Below are 19,350 nucleotides of genomic sequence, written 5' to 3' on the forward strand. Positions count from 1 at the left end.
GTTTCGCTAAGGACTTGGTAATGCTATGCAAGCTTAGGCGGTGGATACTTACTTAGATTTTAACCCTTTTTACGGTGCCCGGTTGAATTACGCTGGCAAATTTGACGCCGCGCTCTCCCCTGATGGCCAATCGAATGGCCATCATGTCGATTCATTTACTGCCAAAGCGCATGGCCACGTGCCCGAAGGCGCGGTCGTCATTGCCGACCCCAACCTGATCTTCAACGGCGAGTTCAAGCGCACGGGTGTCGATCTCGTGCTGTCGCACGACGGCCATGAGTTCGTCGTTCACGATTATTTCAGGGGCGACAAGCGCGCGGCGATCGCCTCGCCCGACGGCGCCCACCTCACCGGCGACATCGTTAGCGCGCTCACGGGTTACGTCCAGGTTGCGCAGGCCGCGCCTGGTGCCGCCGCGGCGCAGGTCATCGGCCACGTCACCAAGCTGGCCGGCAGCGCGACCGCGGTCCGCAACGGCGTCTCGGTCATCCTGAACAACGGCGACAACGTCGAGAAGGGCGACGTGGTCTCGACCGGTTCGGACTCGACGCTCGGCGTCACCTTCATCGACGGCACCGTGTTCGGCCTGTCCTCCAACGCGCGGATGGTGCTGAACGAGATGGTCTACGACCCCAACGGGTCGAACAATTCCTCGCTGCTCAGCCTGGTCGCTGGCACCATCACCTTCGTCGCCGGCGAGACCGCCAAGCACGGCGACATGAAGATCGATACGCCGGTGGCCACCATGGGCATCCGTGGCACGGCGGTGCTGACCGAGATCAATTTCGTCGTTCCTTCCGGTGGCGGCGATCCGCAGCCGCAGGCGAACTTCCAGGTGCTGGTCGAGCCGAACGGCACCACCGGCTCCTACATCCTGTTCGACAAGCTGACCCTGCTGCCGATCGCGACGGTCAACCAGGCCGGCCAGATGATCCAGATCAGCGGCGGCAACGTCTCGATCACCAACGGGCTGCTGTCGCCGGACGTGCAGAAGCTGATCACGGACGTGTTCACGCTGAAGTTCACCGACAACAACACCAACACCAAGCTGACCACGAACTTCACCGACACGATCACGCAGAGCGGCAACCTCGTCTTTGCCAAGACGGACACCGGCGCCATAGCGACCGCGACCCTCACCAACACCGTCAACACTGGTAACGGCTCTGGGCAAGGTGGGGCGGACAAGGGGGGCGACCGCATTCCCGGCAAGCCATTGGTGGCGAGCCTCGATCAAAACGGCAATCCGAAGACGGCGTTCTCCCTCACCGAGCGCGCCGGCCACACGGACGATACCGCGGATCTGGACACGGTCGGCGGCTTCTTTACCTTCCTCGATCTCAATATCGGCGATCGGCCGACGGGGCAGATCACTTTCACGTCCTTTACCTACCAGAATGCCGGCCAGCAGGATGTCACCGCGGGATTGTCGGACCTTCAGAAGGCCGATATCGCGGCGACCGAGATCGTCATCACGGCCGTTCCGGATGCTCTCAACGCCAATAACGGCTCGGTGCATTGGACTTACAGCATTCCAGACCACGCCTTCGATTTTCTCGCAGCCGGCGAAACGTTGACGCTGACCTACACGATCCGTGTCGACAACAACTTCACCGTCAACAATGAATTCGCCACCCAAACCTTCACCATTACCATCACCGGCACCAACGACCAGCCGGTGATCACATCGAGCGTCCCGACCATCACCTTTGCCGGCGGCACCAGCGTCCCGGGCGGCCCGCTCGCCACCAAGGTGCCGACGTCGGGCGCACTGACCTTCACCGATGTCGACCTCACCGACACGCACACCGTGTCGGTATCCAAATTCAGCGCGGTCCTGCCCGGCGGCACTGTGCCCCAGAGCATCTACAACTTCCTTGCCAATGATCTCTCGGTCTCGATCGCGTCCGGTCATGACAGCACCGGGTCTGGCACCGGAACGATCAATTGGTCGCTCGGAGATATCCCGGTCTACCTCGCCGACTTCATCCCGAAGGGCCAGGTGCTGACGCTGACCTACACCGTGACGGTCACGGATTCGCAAGGCGCGACCTCCGACCAGACCATTACGGTCACGATCACCGGCACCGATGCGCCTGCCGTGGTGTGGATCGCGACGAACGCGCCGGGGGCTCCTTCGGGCGGCTTCTGGAAGGACGGCGCGAATTGGGAAACCGGCAACGCGCCGACGATCAGCGACGACGTCATCGTCATCACCGATCAGTTGCACGGGCTGACACCGTCCTATCCCGTCACGATCGACGCAGCCGCGTTCGCAAATTCGCTGACGATGAACGACTTCGACATCATCGCCGGCCACAAGGCCCCGGAGGTGATCAACAAGAGCTCGTTGACGATCGCCCAGACGCTCACGCTCGGTGCCGATTCGAAGCTCACCAATCTGGCGGCAGGCAGCATCTCGGTTGGCGGCAAGGCCGAATTTTCCGGCACGAGCGTCCTCACGAATGCCGGGTACCTGACGCTCGACGGCGGCGGCGATTTCGCCAGCGGGACGTCGATCACCAACTCCGGTACGATCGAGCTGTTCGGCGGCACGCTGGCGACGCTGACCGAGATCCACAATGCGGGCGGCACCCTCAAGGTGGATGGCGGCGCCAAGCTGATCGTCAACGCCGCGACGGTCGACGGCGGCACCGTTACCATTCTCGGCACGCTGGAGCTCGACGGCACCAGCCTGATCGAGAACGGCACGCTGAGTAACTTCGGCTCAGCCAACGTCAAGGGTGCGGTGGAGTTCGCCAAAGAAATCGTCTATAATAACGCCGGCGGCATGATCGAGGTGTTCGCCGATGACGCGCTGACGATCGACCAGGGCTCTCGCGTCAACAATTCTGGCAACGTCAAGGTCGATGCCAGCAGCAAGCTGACCATCAATGGTGCGATGATCGACGGTGGCGCGATCGTCGTCCTCCCCGGAACGCCGGTGATCGAGCGTGGCGAGAGCGACACCAGCGGTAGTACGTTCACTTTTGTGCTGCCGAGTGTCGGCACGATCACGAACAACGGCGAGCTCGACCTCACCGGCAACGCCGTGCTCAGCAACGGCATCCTCAAGAACAACAGCACCCTCAATGTCACCGGTACCGGCAACGCGCTGGACGGCGAGGCGATCACCAACACCTCGGCCGGCACGATCGAAGTGCTGGCGAACGGTGCGCTGACCCTCGACCAGGGCTCGGTCGTCACCAACACCGGCAACGTCACCGTCGATGCCACCGGCAAGCTGACGGTCAACGGTGCCAGCATCAGCGGCGCCGGCACGGTGACCGACAACGGCGAGATCGACCTGACCGGCAACGCCGTGCTGAGCGGCGGCACGCTGAAGAACAACGTGGCGTTCAAGGTCAGCGGCACCGGCAACGCGCTGGACAATGAGACGGTCACCAACGCCTCGGCCGGCACGATCGAGGTGCTGGCGAACGGCGCTCTGACGATCGACCAAGGCTCGGTCGTCACCAACACCGGCAACGTCACCGTCGATGCCACCGGCAAGCTGACGGTCAACGGCGCCACCATCACTGGCGCCGGCACGGTCACCGACAACGGCGAGATCGACCTGACCGGCAACGCCGTGCTGAGCGGCGGCATCCTGAAGAACAACGCGGCGTTCAAGATCAGCGGCACCGGCAACGCGCTGGATAATGAGACGGTGACCAACGCCTCGGCCGGCACGATCGAAGTGCTGGCGAACGGCGGTCTGACGATCGACCAGGGCTCGGTCGTCACCAACACCGGCAACGTCACGGTCGATGCCACCGGCAAGCTGACGGTCAACGGTGCCAGCATTACCGGCGCCGGCACGGTCACCGACAACGGCGAGATCGACCTGACCGGCAACGCCGTGCTGAGCGGCGGCACGCTGAAGAACAACGCGGCGTTCAAGATCAGCGGCACCGGCAACGCGCTGGACGGCGAGGCGATCACCAACACCTCGACCGGCACGATCGAGCTGCTGGCGAACGGCGCTCTGACGATCGACCAGGGCTCGGTCGTCACCAACACCGGCAATGTCACGGTCGATGCCACCGGCAAGCTGACGGTCAACGGTGCCAGCATCAGCGGCGCCGGCACGGTGACCGACAACGGCGAGATCGACCTGACCGGCAACGCCGTGCTGAGCGGCGGCACGCTGAAGAACAACGTGGCGTTCAAGGTCAGCGGCACCGGCAACGCGCTGGACAATGAGACGGTCACCAACGCCTCGGCCGGCACGATCGAGGTGCTGGCGAACGGCGCTCTGACGATCGACCAGGGCTCGGTCGTCACCAACACCGGCAATGTCACGGTCGATACGACCGGCAAGCTGACGGCCGACGGCGCCACCATCACTGGCGCCGGCACGGTGACCGACAACGGCGAGATCGACCTGACCGGCAGCGCCGTGCTGAGCGGCGGCATCCTGAAGAACAACGCGGCGTTCAAGATCAGCGGCACCGGCAACGCGCTGGACAACGAGACGGTGACCAACGCCTCGGCCGGCACGATCGAAGTGCTGGCGAACGGCGCTCTGACGATCGACCAGGGCTCGGTCGTCACCAACACCGGCAACGTCACGGTCGATGCGACCAGCAAGCTGACGGTCAACGGCGCCACCATCACTGGCGCCGGCACGGTCACCGACAACGGCGAGATCGACCTGACCGGAAGCGCCGTGCTGAGCGGCGGCATCCTGAAGAACAACGCGGCGTTCAAGATCAGCGGCACCGGCAACGCGCTGGACAACGAGGCGATCACCAATGCCGGCACCATCGAGGTCCTGACAAATGGCGCGCTCGCCATGGATCAGGGCTCGACGGTCGCAAATTCCAGCGGCAACGTCATCATTGATGCCCATGCCGCGCTGACCTTGAACGGTGCCGCGATCAGCGGCGGCGCCGTCAAGGGCGCCGGCACGATCGACGTCACGGGCGCCAGCAAGATCGACAGCGGCGCCACGCTCAGCGTCGCTACAGTCACGGCCGACGCCAAGCTGACGCTGGACGGCGTCACCGTGTCGGGTTCGACGATCACGGACAATTCCAGCATCGAGCTCGACAACATCGTCAAGCTTAAGGACAGCGCCAAGATCCAGGGCGCCTCTGCGGCTGCCAAGGGCGCGATCACCAATGCCGGCACGCTCGAGATCGCCGGCGCCGCGACGCTGCTCAATGATGCCCTCACCAACACCGGTCACGTCATCCAGGTTGACGACGGCCAGACGCTGACGCTGTCCGGCACCGAGATCACCGGCGGCACGATCAACAACTATAACGGCGCGCTGGGCGGCACGATCGACGTCACCGGCGACGTCACGATTGACGGCAATGCGACGCTGAACAAGGGCGCTGTCACGGTCGAGAGCGGCTTCACGCTGACGCTCGACGATGCGACGGTGTCGGGCACCGCGATCACCAATGGCGGCGCCGTCAAGGTCGATGCGAGCAAGAAGCTGACGCTGGCGGGCGCGAGCCTGACCGGCGGCACGCTCACCGTCGCAGGCACGCTGGATTCGTCCGGCTCCACGACGATCACCGACACCAACATCTTGAACAGCTATCTGATCGAGGCGCTCGGTGGCGTTCTGGCGCTGGTGGCGACGACCTCCGCAACCGCGATTACGAATGACGGTGGCACCATTCAAGCCAACGGCGGCGAGCTCGACATCAATGGCGAGGCCGTCACCAACACGGGCAAGCTGACCGCGATCAACGACGGCACGCTGAAGCTGAACGGGATGACGGTGGCCAACACCGGCGGCACGGTCTCGGTCGAACTTGGCTCGACGCTCGATCTCAACGGTGCGATCATCGACGGCGGCACGGTGACAATCGCCGGCACGCTGGAATCGACCGGCACGAGCGCCCTCAATAATGGCGACATCACCAACACCGGCACGATTACCGTCACCGGCGGCACGCTGACGATCGATCCGGCCGTGCTCCACACCATCACCAATCACAAGCTGATCCAGGCGAGTGGCGCCGAACTCGATATCTCCTACGATCTGATCGTCAACACGGCCGATATCAAAGCGCTCAACGGCGGTATCCTAAAGCTCACGACGTTGACCGTCACCAATGACGGAGGGACGGTCACGGTCGACGGCACGTCGAAACTCTATCTGTCCGGCGTTTCGATCAACGGCGGCAGCCTGAGCAATTCCGGCAATCTCTATGGCGTCTCCGGCTCCAACACGATCTCGGCCGGTGTCACCAACACCGGCACGATCGAGGTGCAGGCGGGCACGCTGAACCTCTCCGGCGGTCTTACCGGCGCAGGTTCGCTGGTCATCGATGACCGTGCGACGCTGGAGCTTGCGGGGGCGACAGCGCAGACAGTGACCTTCGCCGGCGGCACCGATACGCTTCAGCTCGACAAGGTTGCCGGCCAGAGCTTTACGGGCACCATCGCCGGGCAGTCGTCGAAGGGCGGCACGTTCACGGTTACGGGCGCGGCCGATATCACGACGTCGAGCGGCGACGCGCTCGACTTCACGGCGACTGGCGGCACGCTCGCCAAGCCCGCCGGTATCGTTCTCACGCCCACCGGCGCGCTGAAGGGCGCAGCCAATGGCGTCGTCGTCACCCAGAACGGCATCGGCGCTATCTCGCTGACGGCGACAAAGGACATCACGGGTCTTGCCGGCAACGGCATCACGCTGCGTGATAGCGCGACCGGCGCGGGCGCTATCACAGTCAATGATCTCACCGGCAAGGCGACCGGCACCGGCGCGAATTCGGTCGGCGTCCTCGTCGAGAATTTGAACGCCGCCAATGCCGGTGACATCTCGATCACCCAGCTCGGCGGCGCCGTCGGCGGTGCCTACGGCATCGATGCGCAGACCAGGGGCGACGGCGACATCACTATCGACGCCGGTGGCACCATCACGGGGAGCTCGATCTACGGCATCCGGGCGCGCAGCTACGGCGCCGGCAGCGAGACGGTCACGACCGAGGCCGGCAGCGTCGTCACGTCGGGCAGCTCGGGCATCGTCGCCGTCAATCGTGCGATCTCGCTCGACGCGAATGACAGCACCATCATCGTCAACGCGCACGGGACCATCAACTCCGGCAGCAGCCTGAATCAGAGCGGCAACCCGCCGGCCGGCATCCAGGCCGGCTACAATGGCGCGACCACCGGCGCGGCGGTGAATACCGACGTCAACGGATCGGTCATCATCAACAACTACGCCAACGTCACCGCCAGCGGCGGTTACGGCATCCACGCCTACAATTACGGCAATGGCGACGTCACGGTGAACGACGGTGCCGGCACCACGGTCGTCGGCGCCAGTCAGGGAATCAGGGCCCAGGCGCTGAGCGGCGGCTCCGGCGATGTCAGCGTCACGCTCGGCACCAATGCGTCGGTGACGGGCACAGCGGGCTATGGCATCTTCGCCTACAGCGTCGACCAGGGCGATGTCAGCGTCACCATGGCAGCGGGCGACAGCATCGCTGCGGGCAGCTCCGGCATCGTCGCGATCAACTACGCGACTGCGATTGCGAGCGGCGTTAGCAGCACGATCACCGTCAAGGCGCACGGGACAATCAACTCCGGAGCGACGCTGAACGACAACAACACGACGCCCGGCGGCATCATTGCCGGCTACAATCCGAACGGCGGTTACACGCCCTCCAACCAGGTTTACGGCGACGTCACCGTCGAGAGTGACGCAATCATTACGGCGAATGGCGGCTACGGCATCGAAGCTTTCAACTGGGGCATCGGCGATGTGACGGTGACGACCGGCGTCGGCTCGTCGATCACCTCGACATACGCTGCGATCGGTGCCTTCAATCAGGGCGGCGGCGATGTCAGCGTCACTAATGAAGGCTCGGCCACCGGCTCGGTCGGCCTATCCGCCGTGGCCGTCGGCACCGGCAACATCACCGTTACAAATGATGGCAGCCTGACCGGCACCAGCCTGGCCGGCCTCAGCGTCATCCAAGACGCCACGGGCGCGACCGGCTCATCGCATGTCTCCAACACCAACACGGGCACGGTCGTGGGTGCAAGTGGCGCTGCGGCGATCTATATCCAGGAGAATACGCACGGCACCGCGGTGATCGACAATTCCGGCACCATCGGTCCCGACGCCGCCAGCGTGACCTCGACGACCTATGCGATCGTCGAGACCGGCGGCGCCATCACGATCAACAACAGCGGCCACATCAACGGCAACATCTCGGTCGCCAGCGCCACGTTCGACAACGAGGCGGGCGGCACCTGGACGGTCTCGGGGACCAGCGTGTTCGGCGCGCTGTCCACGCTGGACAATGCCGGCGAGATTGATCTCCACAGCGGCGCCTCTATCTCGGGCGGAACCGGGTTCGCCATCGGCAATTCCAGCGACATCGAGAGCTGGGGCACGACGTCGATCAGCGGCATCATCACCAACACCGGCGAGATCGAGGTTCACACCGGGACATTGACGCTGTTCGGCTCGCTGTCGGGCTCTGGTTCGGTCGCGATCGACGCCGGCGCGACCCTCGAGGTCAACGCCACTGTGTCGCAGACGATCACCTTCTCAGGCGGTGGTGCCGAGCTTCAGATCGACACGTCGAACTTCGGCGGATCGGTCACAGGGTTCGCTGCGACCGACAAGCTCGATCTGTCGACCATCAAGTTTGACGGCGGCACCTCGGCGACCTACGACGCCGCAACCGGCGATCTCGTCGTGAGCGACGCCTATGGCCACAACATCACGGTGAAGCTCACCGGCGCCGACTACAGCGATGCGAATTTCGCCGGCAGCAGCGACGGTCATGGCGGCACGTTGATCACCTACAACGCCGCCGACGACAAACCGACCTTCGCCGCCGCCGAGACCTCGCAGAGTGCAGCCGTGACGGAGCAGCCGGCCCTCACCGGCGCTACGACGACGATGGACCAATCGACGCCGACCGGCGGCACGATCCATTTCACCGACATCGACCTGACAGACCGGCCGACGGCGACGATCACCGACCACGTCGTGACCGGGCTCGCTGCCGATGGCACAACGCCTCTGGCGCTGACGCCGGATGAGGTCGCGGCGCTGGAAAACGCGCTGTCGCTTCAGCAGACCGGCAAGAACAACGGCACCGTCAGCTGGACCTATTCGATCGCCGACAGCGCGCTGGATTTCCTCGGCGAGAACCAGACCGTGAAGGTGGTGTCCACCATCACGCTCGACGACGGTCACAAGACCGACACGGCCCAGGTCACGATTACGATCACTGGCGCTAACGACGCGCCGGTGATCACGACTGGGACCAACGACACCGCCAGCGCAACCCTGGCCGAGACCAATGCGGGGCTGACCAAGAGCGGCACGCTGACCGTGTCCGACGCCGACGCCACCGATCACGTGACGGCCTCCGCCACCAACGTCGGCATCTATCTCGATGGCCACTTGCAGACGGACGGGATCGACGGGCTGACGAACGCAGACCTGTTGAACTATCTCACCGTGCAGTCCGGCGACATCCTCAACGGCACCGCCACCCACACCCAGTTCTCATGGGACTTCAATTCCGGCGGCCAGGCCTTCGACTTCCTTGCCGCGGGTCAGACGCTTTCGCTGCAATACACCATCGTGCCCAACGACGGTCACGCGACCGGCACGGGCGAGGTCATCACCATCACGATCGCCGGCAGCAACGATGCGCCGACGCTCGACAGCACGATGCTGGCCTCCGTTGCCGGCAACCAGAGCAATCCGGCCGGCGACACCGTCAGCCACCTCTTCGCCGACAAGTTCCACGATGTCGACGACGGCGCGAGCTTCCACGCCATTGCGGTCACGTCGGACGCTGCCACGGCCACCGAGGGTGTCTGGCAATACGAAGTGGCCGGCACCAGTCAGTGGGTCGATATCGGACCGGTCAGCGACACGAATGCGCTGGTGCTCGGCACCGACGCGCTGATCCGCTTCGTGCCGGCCGACGGCTTCACCGGCGCACCGGATCCGCTCGGCGTCCACGCCCTCGACAACACCTATACCGGCGCCATCACGACTTCCGCGTCAACGGCGACGACCGATATCACGGCAATGAGCACCGACGGTACCGCGCCGGTGTCGGGCCAGGCTGCGACGATCAGCACCAGCGTGACCGCGCCCGCCCGCGGCCCAGTGATCGACACCAGCCATCTGCTGGTTTCGCATGACGGCGAGGCCAACACCGACACCATCACCGATCTTTCGGTCATTGACACCGATCCGGGCGCCTCGACCGACACATTCACGGTCGCGGCGTCGACCTCACCCGTGCCTTCGACCGATGCCAGCAGCGTCGATGTCCCGACGACTTCTGGCTCGTTGAATGCCATCAATCTCGGTTTCGCGAACGGTGTCACCTACACACCGGGCGATCCGGCGCCCGACCAGGACCGGATCACGCTCACCGTGACGGACAAGACCACCGGCCTTAGCGACACCGTCAACTTCATCTTCAACGAGGGCGACGCCAGCCATGGCGTCACGCTGAACGGCACCAGCGGCAAGGACGTCATCTTCGCGACGACGACCGGCGACAAGCTGTCCGGTGGCGGCGGCAAGGACCAGTTCGTCTTCGCGCCGGGCTCGGCCGGGTATGACGACGAGGGGCATCCCGTCGCCGACTACGCGCACACCATCACCGATTTCATCGAAGGCGTGGACAGGATCGACCTGCGCCAGTTCTCGGGCGTCAGCTCCATCGGCAACCTCAGCATCACCCAGCAGAACGGCAATACGCTGGTTGCGTGGCAGCAGCAGATTGGCACGGGCGATAGCTCGGTCACCGAGCATGAGCAGCTGTTGCTGAAGAATGTGACCGCCGCGCTCAAGGCCAGCGATTTCATCTTCCACATCACCTGATGGGTGCCGGATCCGGCGCGCGACCGGCTTGCCGGGGATGAACGCGCATCCTGACCGCGGCAAAAAATCCATAATCCTCTGCCACCAGGGAATAGCCAACCGCGCACTGAGGCCCCATGATCGGCTCCGAGGACGTGATGCGCGGCAGGAAGCTCGACTGACATGAAACGGCTCAAAATCCTGCGGCGGTGGTTTGCGCGAAAGTTCGGCCTTGCGCGGCTGGTGTGCCTTGGGCTGCTGATCGTGTTTGCGGGCTTGCGGGTCTGGGATCCGCCGCCGGTCCAGGAGTTGCGGCTGCGCACCTTCGACCTGTTCCAGCTGGTCGATCCCCGTCACAAGACGGTGCGGCCGGTCACCATCGTCGACATCGACGACAGGAGCCTCGCCAGGTTTGGCCAATGGCCGTGGTCGCGGACGCGGATCGCGGACATGATCATCAACCTCACCAACAACGGTGCGGTGGCGATCGGCTTCGACGTGGTGTTTTCCGAACCGGACCGGCTCAATCCGGATCTGGTCGCTGGCCAGATGCGCTATCTGGATGATGCCACCCGCACCAGGCTGCGCGAGCTGCCGAGCAACGACCAGGTCTTGTCGGAAGCGATCCAGCACTCGCACGTGATCCTCGGCGAAACCGGGCAGCCGAAGGTCGGACCCGAGCTCGACAAGACGCTTCCCTTCACCGGCGTCGCGACCGTCGGCGAGGAGAACGCCGAAAAATTTCTGTTCGAATTCCCCGGCCTGCTGCGCAACGTGCCCATCATCGAGAAGGTCGCCGCCGGCCGTGGCCTGTTCTCCATCAAGACCGAGCGCGACGGCCTGATCCGCCGCGTGCCGTTGATCATGCGTGCCCAGGGCAACATCATGCCCTCGCTCAGCCTCGAGATCCTGCGGGTCGTCACGGGAACGCCGACGCTGCTGGTTCGCACCGACAAGACCGGCATCCGCGCCATCCGCCTCAAGGGCGTCGAGATCCCGACCGACGAGAACGGCCAGCTCTGGGTGCACTATGCCCGGCAAGATCCCTCGATCTACGTCTCGGCGGCTGACGTGCTCGACAACACCGTGCCGCCGAGCAAGATCGCCGGCAAGCTCGTGCTGATCGGCACCTCCGCGGCCGGGCTGTACGACCTCAAGACCACGCCGGTGTCCTCGACCATGCCGGGAGTCGAGATCCACGCTCAGGTGCTCGAAAGCGTGCTGAGCGGCGCGGTGATCTCCCAGCCGAACTATGCGCTCGGCGTCGAGCTGCTCGCCGCGCTGATCATCGGCATTCTCGTCATCATCTTCACGCCGAACCTCGGGCCGGTGCGGCTGGTGCTCGCGGGCGCGATGTTTGCCGCGGTCCTGATCGGCACGTCCTGGTTCTTCTACTGGCAGCGCCGCTACCTCATCGACTTCACCTATCCGCTGCTGTCGACCACCGCGATCTATTTGACGTTCATCTTCTCGAGCTTCGTGCGCGAGCAGCGGCAGCGCGTGCAGATCCGCGGCATCTTCGCGCAATACATGTCGCCGGTGCTGGTCGAGCAGCTCGCGCAATCGCCGGAGAAAGTCGTGCTCGGCGGCGAGGAGCGCGAGCTGACGATCATGTTCTCCGACGTGCGCGGCTTCACCTCCATCTCGGAAAGCTACAAGCACGACCCGCAAGGCCTGATCACGCTGATGAACCGCTTCCTGACGCCGCTCACCGACGTGATCATCGAAGAGAAGGGCTACGTCGACAAATACATGGGCGACGCCATCATGGCGTTCTGGAATGCGCCGCTCGACGATGCCGAGCACCAGGTCAACGCCTGCGAGGCCGCGATCCAGATGCTCGAGAAGATCGACGTGGTCAACAAGGAGCGCGAGCAGGAAGCCGCCGATGGCGGTCACGTCTACATCCCGCTCAACGTGGGCATCGGTCTCAACACCGGCATCGGCGTGGTCGGCAATATGGGCTCCGATCTGAAGAAGAACTATTCGGTGCTCGGCGACAGCGTGAACCTGGCCTCACGCCTGGAGGGCCAGACCAAGGAATACGGTTTTCCGATCATCGTCGGCTCCCGCACCGCGCTCGCGGCCAAGGACAAGTTCGCGATCCTCGAGCTCGACTTCATCATGGTCAAGGGCAAGAGCGAGCCGGAGGTGATCTATGCCATCGCCGGCCGCGAGGACGTGATGCAGTCGGCCGCGTTCCAGCGCCTGCGCAACATCACCATCGAGATGCTCGGCTGCTACCGCAATCGCGACTGGCAGGGCGCGCAGGACGCCATCGAACGCGGCCGCCGCAGCGAGGATGCCGACACGCTGGAAAAGCTGTTCAATCTGTACGAAGCGCGGATCAAGGAGTTTCGCGTCAATCCGCCGGAGGAAGGGTGGACGGGGGCGTATGCGCTGCTGACGAAGTAGGAGGCTGCGAGTGTGTGGGCTCGAATGGCACCACACACTCAGTGTCGTCCCCGCGAACGCGGGGACCCATAACCACAGAGAGTAGTCTGCCGGAAGCTGGTCACTCCGAGTCTTCGCCAAACTACTCCCTGTGGTTGGGTCCCGGGTCTGCGCTGCGCTTGCCCGGGACGACAGCGGTGTTTGACGCGCCAGCGTGGCCACATCATCAATTCTCGTAGGGTGGGCAAAGGCGCGTAGCGCCGTGCCCACGATCTTTCCCCGAATGTCGAGGTGGTGGGCACGCTTTCCGCCTTCGCTCTTCGAGCTACGGCGAGACAAGCCGCTTTGCCCACCCTACGGCAGCTGTGCCTGCCGCCTCACTCCACCCCGATCGTCGTCAGATCCTGGAACCAGTGCTGCGCCTGCACGAACTGCTTCACCTTCGGCGATAGCGCGTGCGGGTTGGTGTCGTGGACGACCCAGACCAGCACGGCATCGTCGACGATCAGCGCATGCGCCTGCGCGATCAGATCGTCCTGCTTGGCGGTGTCGAACGTCTGCTTGGCCTCGTTGATCAGCGCATCGACCTTCGGGTTCTTGTAGCCGCCCCAGTTGACGCCGACCGGCGCGATCTGGTCGGAGGCGAAGAACCGGACGATGGCGTACAAGGGATCCGAGGTGACATAGGCGATGTTGTTGGCGGTAATGCCGGCGTTCATTTCGTCGGCCGCGCCCTTGCGCCAATGCGTATAGAGCGTTTCGAGCTCGACCACCTTGAAGTCGATGTCGATGCCGATCTCCTTGAAACTCTGCTGCAAAAATTCATTCATCGGCAGCGACAGCATCTGGCCGGTGCCGCCTTGCGCGATGATGAACGTGGCCTTCAGCGGTTTTGCTTTTGAATAGCCAGCTTCCTCGACCAACTTCTTGGCGGCGGCGAGATCATATTTGATGTCGAAGCTCGGCTTGCCGAACCACGGGCTCGACGGGTCGACCTGGCCCTTGGCGGGTTTGGCCAGGCCATTCATCAGCCCGACGACTTCGTCGCGGTTGATCGCGAGGTTGAGCGCCTTGCGCAGGCGGATGTCGGTCCAGGGCGAGCCCGGCAGCACGCTGAGGTGATAATTCCAGACATGCGGTGTGACGTTGTCGACGATCTTCATGCCGGCGGCCTTGAGCTGTGGCACGGCATCGGGCGCCGGCGTCTCGATCAGATCGACCTGCCCCGCGAGCAGCGCGTTGGTGCGCGTCAGCGCCTCCGGCATCGGCACCAGCACGATCTTGTCGACCTTCGGAATGCGCTTGGCGTTCCAGTAATCCGGATTCTTGCTGAGCTCGGCGAGCTCGCGCGGCACCAGTTTTGTCAATTTGAATGGCCCGGTGCCCGAAGGCTGGCTTGCGAATTTGTCCCAGTCCTTGCCGAGCTTGTCATATTGCGCCGGGCTCGACACCAGGAACCACAGCATCTGATACGGGAAGAAGGAGTCCACGGTCTTGGTGGTGATCTCCACGGTGAAGTCGTCGATCTTGGCGTAGCTCGCCACGGAAGGCAGGCGGGTCTTCACCTGCGCGCTCTGCCGCTTGTCGAATTGCGGCGCCTTGTCGTTGAGCACCTTGTCGAGATTCCAGATCACCGCATCGGCGTTGAACTCGCTGCCGTCGTGAAACTTCACGCCCTTGCGCAGAGCGAAGCGCCACTTGGTCTTGTCTGATACGTCGACCTTCCATTCGGTTGCGAGGCCCGGCACCAGCTTGCCCGGGCGATCGGCGACGTCCATTTCCCAGGCGACCAGCGGATCGTAGATCGTGTAGGCCGTGAACTGGTAGGCGCCCGCACCGCGGTCGGGCTGGCCGGTCGTCAGCGGAATATCCGCCATCGAGATGCCGTAGCGCACCACCGTTTCGGCGCGTGCCGGGATTGCGAACGACGCCAGCGCAAGCACGGCGAGACAAGTCGATAATCGGATACGCATGGCCCAAAGCTCCAAGGAAAATTCAAGGAAGATTTCAGGGCCAAACCTGCAATCTTGATGCCAGAATAGGCAGCGGGGTGCCTTCGCGGCGATCTGATCACAAGGACTTGTCGTCGCAGGGGCAATTCGCAGAATAAGTTTCCCCATTGGCATACGCATTGCATACGTTTGCATCAAAATTAATCATCGAAAGCCGGAAAAGGACTGAGGTAATGCTTATCAAGACAACCGCGCGTGCAGCACTGATCGCTGCACTGGCCCTGACGACCGCGGCGACGTGGCCGCGCGCGGCCAGCGCCGAAACGGTGCTGCGCATCGGCATGACCGCTGGCGATATTCCGCGCACGCTCGGCCAGCCTGATCAGGGTTTTGAAGGCAACCGCTTCACCGGCCTCACCATGTATGACGCGCTCACCGGCTGGGACCTGTCGTCCGCCGACAAGGCCAGCGTGGTGATCCCCGGCCTTGCCACCGAGTGGAAGGTCGACGATGCCGACAAGACCAAATGGACCTTCCAGCTGCGCCCCGGCGTCACCTTTCATGACGGCTCGACGTTCAATGCCGATGCGGTGGTGTGGAACGTCGAGAAGGTGTTGAAGCAGGACGCGCCGCAATTCGATCCGAGCCAGGTCGGTGCCACCGCAACGCGCATGCCGACGCTCGTATCCGCCAAGAAGATCGACGACATGACCGTCGAGCTCACCACCAAGGAGCCCGACAGCTTCCTGCCGATCAACCTCACCAATCTCTTCATGGCGAGCCCGGCGAAGTGGCAGGCTTTCTATGAGAAGGCGGAAGGCGCCGACGCCAAGGCGAAAACGCAGGCCGCATGGACGGCGTTTGCCAAGGATGCGTCGGGCACCGGCCCGTGGAAGATGTCGGGCTTCACGCCGCGCGAGCGGCTCGAGCTGGTGAAGAACGCGAACTATTGGGACAAGGCCCGCGTGCCCAAGATCGACAAGATGGTGCTCTTGCCGATGCCGGAAGCCAATGCGCGTACCGCAGCGCTGCTCTCCGGACAGGTCGACTGGGTCGAGGCGCCGGCGCCGGATGCGCTGCCCGAGCTCAAGCAGCGCGGCTTCAAGCTCTACGCCAACGAGCAGCCGCATGTCTGGCCGTGGCAGTTCTCGCGCGTCGAGGGCTCGCCTTGGAACGACATCCGCGTGCGCAAGGCCGCGAACCTCTGCGTTGATCGCGAAGGCCTGAAGGACGGCCTGCTCGGTGGCCTGATGGTGCCCGCGACCGGCACGTTCGAGCCCGGCCATCCCTGGCGCGGCAAGCCGACCTTCGAGATCAAGTACGACAAGCCGGCTGCGCAGAAGCTGATGCAGGAGGCGGGTTTTGGTCCGAACAAGAAGCTGGCGGTGAAGATCCAGACCTCGACCTCCGGCTCGGGCCAGATGCAGCCGCTGCCGATGAACGAATATCTCCAGCAGGCGCTGGCCGAATGCTACTTCGACGTGCAGCTCGACGTCATCGAGTGGAACACGCTGTTCTCCAACTGGCGCCGCGGCGTGAAGGATCCCAGCGCCAACGGCTCGAACGCGACCAACGTCACCTATGCGGCGATGGATCCGTACTTCGCGCTGGTGCGCTTCCTGCAATCGAGCATGGCCCCGCCGGCCTCGAACAATTGGGGCTTCATCAACAATCCCAAGTTCGACGAGCTGGTGAAGACGGCGCGGCAGACCTTCGATCCCGCCGCGCGCGACGCCGCGCTCGCCGAGCTGCACGCGGCCTCCGTCGACGACGCAGCCTTCCTCTACGTCGCCCACGACGTCGGCCCGCGCGCCATGAGCCCGAAAGTGACCGGCGTGATCCAGCCGAAGAGCTGGTTCATCGACTTCTCGCCGATCTCGATGACGCCGTAGTTCGCGCCACGCACAGTGCACCCTCTCCCCTTGTGGGAGAGGGTGGCTTCGCGAGAGCGAAGCCGGGTGAGGGGTCTCTCTCCGCGAGTGACCCTCTCTCTTTGGAATGATCGTATCCGCGGATAGAACCCCTCATCCGGCGCTTGCGCGCCACCTTCTCCCGCAAGGGGAGAAGAGAAGAAAGAATCCGACGTGCTCGCCTATGTCGCCAGACGCATCGTCTATGTCATCCCGATCGTCATCAGCGTGGCGCTGGTGTGCTTTCTGCTCGTGCACATCACGCCCGGCGATCCGCTGGTTGCGGTGCTGCCGGCCGATGCCTCGCAGGAGCTCGCCGCGCAGCTCCGCGCCGCCTATGGTTTTGACCGGCCGCTGCCGGTGCAGTTCGGCCTCTGGCTGCTGCGCGCGCTGCATGGCGATCTCGGCAATTCCATTGCGACGGGGCGCCCCGTGCTCGCCGAAGTCATGCGCGCGGTCGGCAACACCGTCACGCTGGCGATTGCTGCCGCCATCATCGGCTTCACCATGGGCATCCTGCTCGGCCTGATCGCCGGCTACTTTCGCGAGACCTGGATCGACAAGCTCGCGACCTCCTTTGCCATCGCGGGCGTCTCGGTGCCGCATTACTGGCTCGGTATGGTGCTCGTCATCATCTTCTCGGTCGAGCTGAACTGGCTGCCGGCGGTCGGTGCCGGGCCCGGCGGCTCGGCCGCCTGGGCCTGGGATTGGGAGCATCTCAAATATCTTGTGTTGCCGGCGATCACGACGTCGGTGATCCCGATGGGCATCGTCACCCGCACCGTGCGCGCGCTCACCGGTGACATCCTCAGCCAGGATTTCGTCGAAGCTTTGCGCGCCAAGGGCCTGCACGAAACCGGCGTGTTCCGCCACGTCATCAAGAACGCAGCGCCCACCGCGCTCGCCGTGATGGGGCTTCAGCTCGGCTACATGCTCGGCGGCTCGATTTTGATCGAGACGGTGTTCTCCTGGCCTGGCTCGGGCTTCCTGCTCAACTCCGCAATCTTCCAGCGCGACCTGCCGCTGCTGCAGGGCACGATCCTGGTGCTGGCACTGTTCTTCGTCTTCCTCAATCTGCTGGTCGACATCGCGCAAGCCGCGATCGATCCGCGCATCAAGCGAGGCTAGCGATGAGTCTCGCTTTAGCCACGCAAAAGGTGCGCTCCCTCTCCCGCTTGCGGGGGAGGGTTGGGGTGGGGGTCTCTCCGCAAGCGAGAACCCCCAAGAGGAGAAAACCCTCACCCGGCGCTTCGCGCCGACCTCTCCCGCAAGCGGGCGAGGTGCACCGAGCTCCGGGCTTGCGCCAACTGAATCAATTCCGATCGGGAGCACGCCAATGACCGAGCTTCCGTTGTCCGCAACCGCCGATGCTTCGCTCCAGGCCGCGCCTGTCACCAAGGCGCGCGGCTATTGGGCGACGGTCGGCCGGCGCATCCTGCGCGACAAGGTCAGCATGGCTTGCGCCATTGTGCTGCTGCTGATCTTCGTCTCCGCCATCCTCGCACCCTGGCTTGGTCTTGAGGATCCCTACAAGGGCTCGATGATCCGCCGTCTCCGCCATATTGGCACAGTCGGCTATCCGCTCGGGACCGACGAACTCGGTCGCGACATGCTGGCGCGGCTGATCTATGGCGGGCGGCTGTCGCTGGTCATCGGCATCTTGCCGGTCATCCTCGCCTTTTGCATCGGGACCTCGCTCGGCCTCGTCGCCGGCTATGTCGGCGGCAAGCTCAACACCGCGATCATGCGCACGATCGACGTGTTCTACGCGTTTCCATCCGTGCTGCTGGCGATCGCGATTTCCGGCGCGCTCGGCGCCGGCATCCTCAATTCCATCGTGTCGCTGACCGTCGTGTTCGTGCCGCAGATCACCCGTGTCGCCGAAAGCGTCACCACCGGCGTGCGCAACATGGATTTCGTCGAGGCCGCGCGCGCCTCCGGCGCAGGGCCGTTCACCATTATGCGCGTGCACATCCTCGGCAACGTGCTGGGTTCGATCTTCGTCTATGCCACCAGCCTGATCTCGGTCTCGATGATTCTGGCGGCGGGCCTCTCGTTCCTGGGTCTCGGCACAAAGCCGCCGGAGCCCGAATGGGGCCTGATGCTGAACACCCTACGCACCGCGATCTACGTCAATCCCTGGGTCGCAGCACTTCCGGGAGCGATGATCTTTGCGGTCTCGATCTGCTTCAACCTGCTTTCAGACGGCCTGCGTAGCGCCATGGACATCAGGAACTAGCGATGGTCAGAAAGACGCAGTTCGCCGCGATGTCGG

Annotated in this window: 6 protein-coding genes; 5 read left to right on the forward strand and 1 reads right to left on the reverse strand. The window is 64.0% G+C overall.

Annotated features, from left to right (window positions below):
- Nucleotides 1-178 precede the first annotated feature (178 nt).
- Both V1280_RS33140 and V1280_RS33145 read left to right on the forward strand, forming a co-directional pair.
- On the forward strand, nt 179-10,840 hold the full coding sequence (locus V1280_RS33140) for a VCBS domain-containing protein (RefSeq protein WP_334534472.1): 10,662 nt from the start codon (nt 179-181) through the stop codon (nt 10,838-10,840).
- A gap of 162 nt (nt 10,841-11,002) precedes the next feature.
- Nucleotides 11,003-13,234, forward strand: coding sequence for a CHASE2 domain-containing protein (locus V1280_RS33145; protein WP_334534475.1), 2,232 nt, complete (start codon nt 11,003-11,005; stop codon nt 13,232-13,234).
- A gap of 356 nt (nt 13,235-13,590) precedes the next feature.
- On the opposite strand, the gene V1280_RS33150 is transcribed toward V1280_RS33145, so the two are convergent.
- Complete coding sequence (locus V1280_RS33150) at nt 13,591-15,186, reverse strand: ABC transporter substrate-binding protein (protein ID WP_334534478.1); 1,596 nt, start codon at nt 15,184-15,186, stop codon at nt 13,591-13,593.
- A 212-nt stretch (nt 15,187-15,398) separates the two neighbouring features.
- Here V1280_RS33150 and V1280_RS33155 point away from each other — a divergent pair, with 212 nt between their 5' ends.
- From V1280_RS33155 to V1280_RS33165, 3 genes are all read left to right on the forward strand, one after another.
- On the forward strand, nt 15,399-17,057 hold the full coding sequence (locus V1280_RS33155; protein ID WP_334534481.1) for an ABC transporter substrate-binding protein: 1,659 nt from the start codon (nt 15,399-15,401) through the stop codon (nt 17,055-17,057).
- A 192-nt stretch (nt 17,058-17,249) separates the two neighbouring features.
- Entirely contained in the window at nt 17,250-18,203 is a 954-nt protein-coding gene (locus V1280_RS33160) for an ABC transporter permease (RefSeq protein WP_334534484.1), read from the forward strand.
- A 208-nt stretch (nt 18,204-18,411) separates the two neighbouring features.
- Nucleotides 18,412-19,314: an ABC transporter permease gene (locus V1280_RS33165; protein WP_334534487.1), complete on the forward strand. Its 903-nt coding sequence runs from the start codon at nt 18,412-18,414 to the stop codon at nt 19,312-19,314.
- The last annotated feature ends 36 nt before the right edge of the window (nt 19,315-19,350 follow it).

This window comes from Bradyrhizobium sp. AZCC 2230, assembly GCF_036924495.1.
GTDB classification, from domain to species: domain Bacteria; phylum Pseudomonadota; class Alphaproteobacteria; order Rhizobiales; family Xanthobacteraceae; genus Bradyrhizobium; species Bradyrhizobium rifense.

What these genes read in the sequence shown, in the direction of transcription:
- V1280_RS33145 (WP_334534475.1), top strand. Translation starts at nt 11,003, where the DNA reads ATGAAACGGCTCAAAATCCTGCGGCGGTGGTTTGCGCGAAAGTTCGGC.
- V1280_RS33165 (WP_334534487.1), top strand. Translation starts at nt 18,412, where the DNA reads ATGACCGAGCTTCCGTTGTCCGCAACCGCCGATGCTTCGCTCCAGGCC.
- V1280_RS33155 (WP_334534481.1), top strand. Translation starts at nt 15,399, where the DNA reads ATGCTTATCAAGACAACCGCGCGTGCAGCACTGATCGCTGCACTGGCC.
- V1280_RS33150 (WP_334534478.1), bottom strand. Translation starts at nt 15,186, where the DNA reads ATGCGTATCCGATTATCGACTTGTCTCGCCGTGCTTGCGCTGGCGTCG.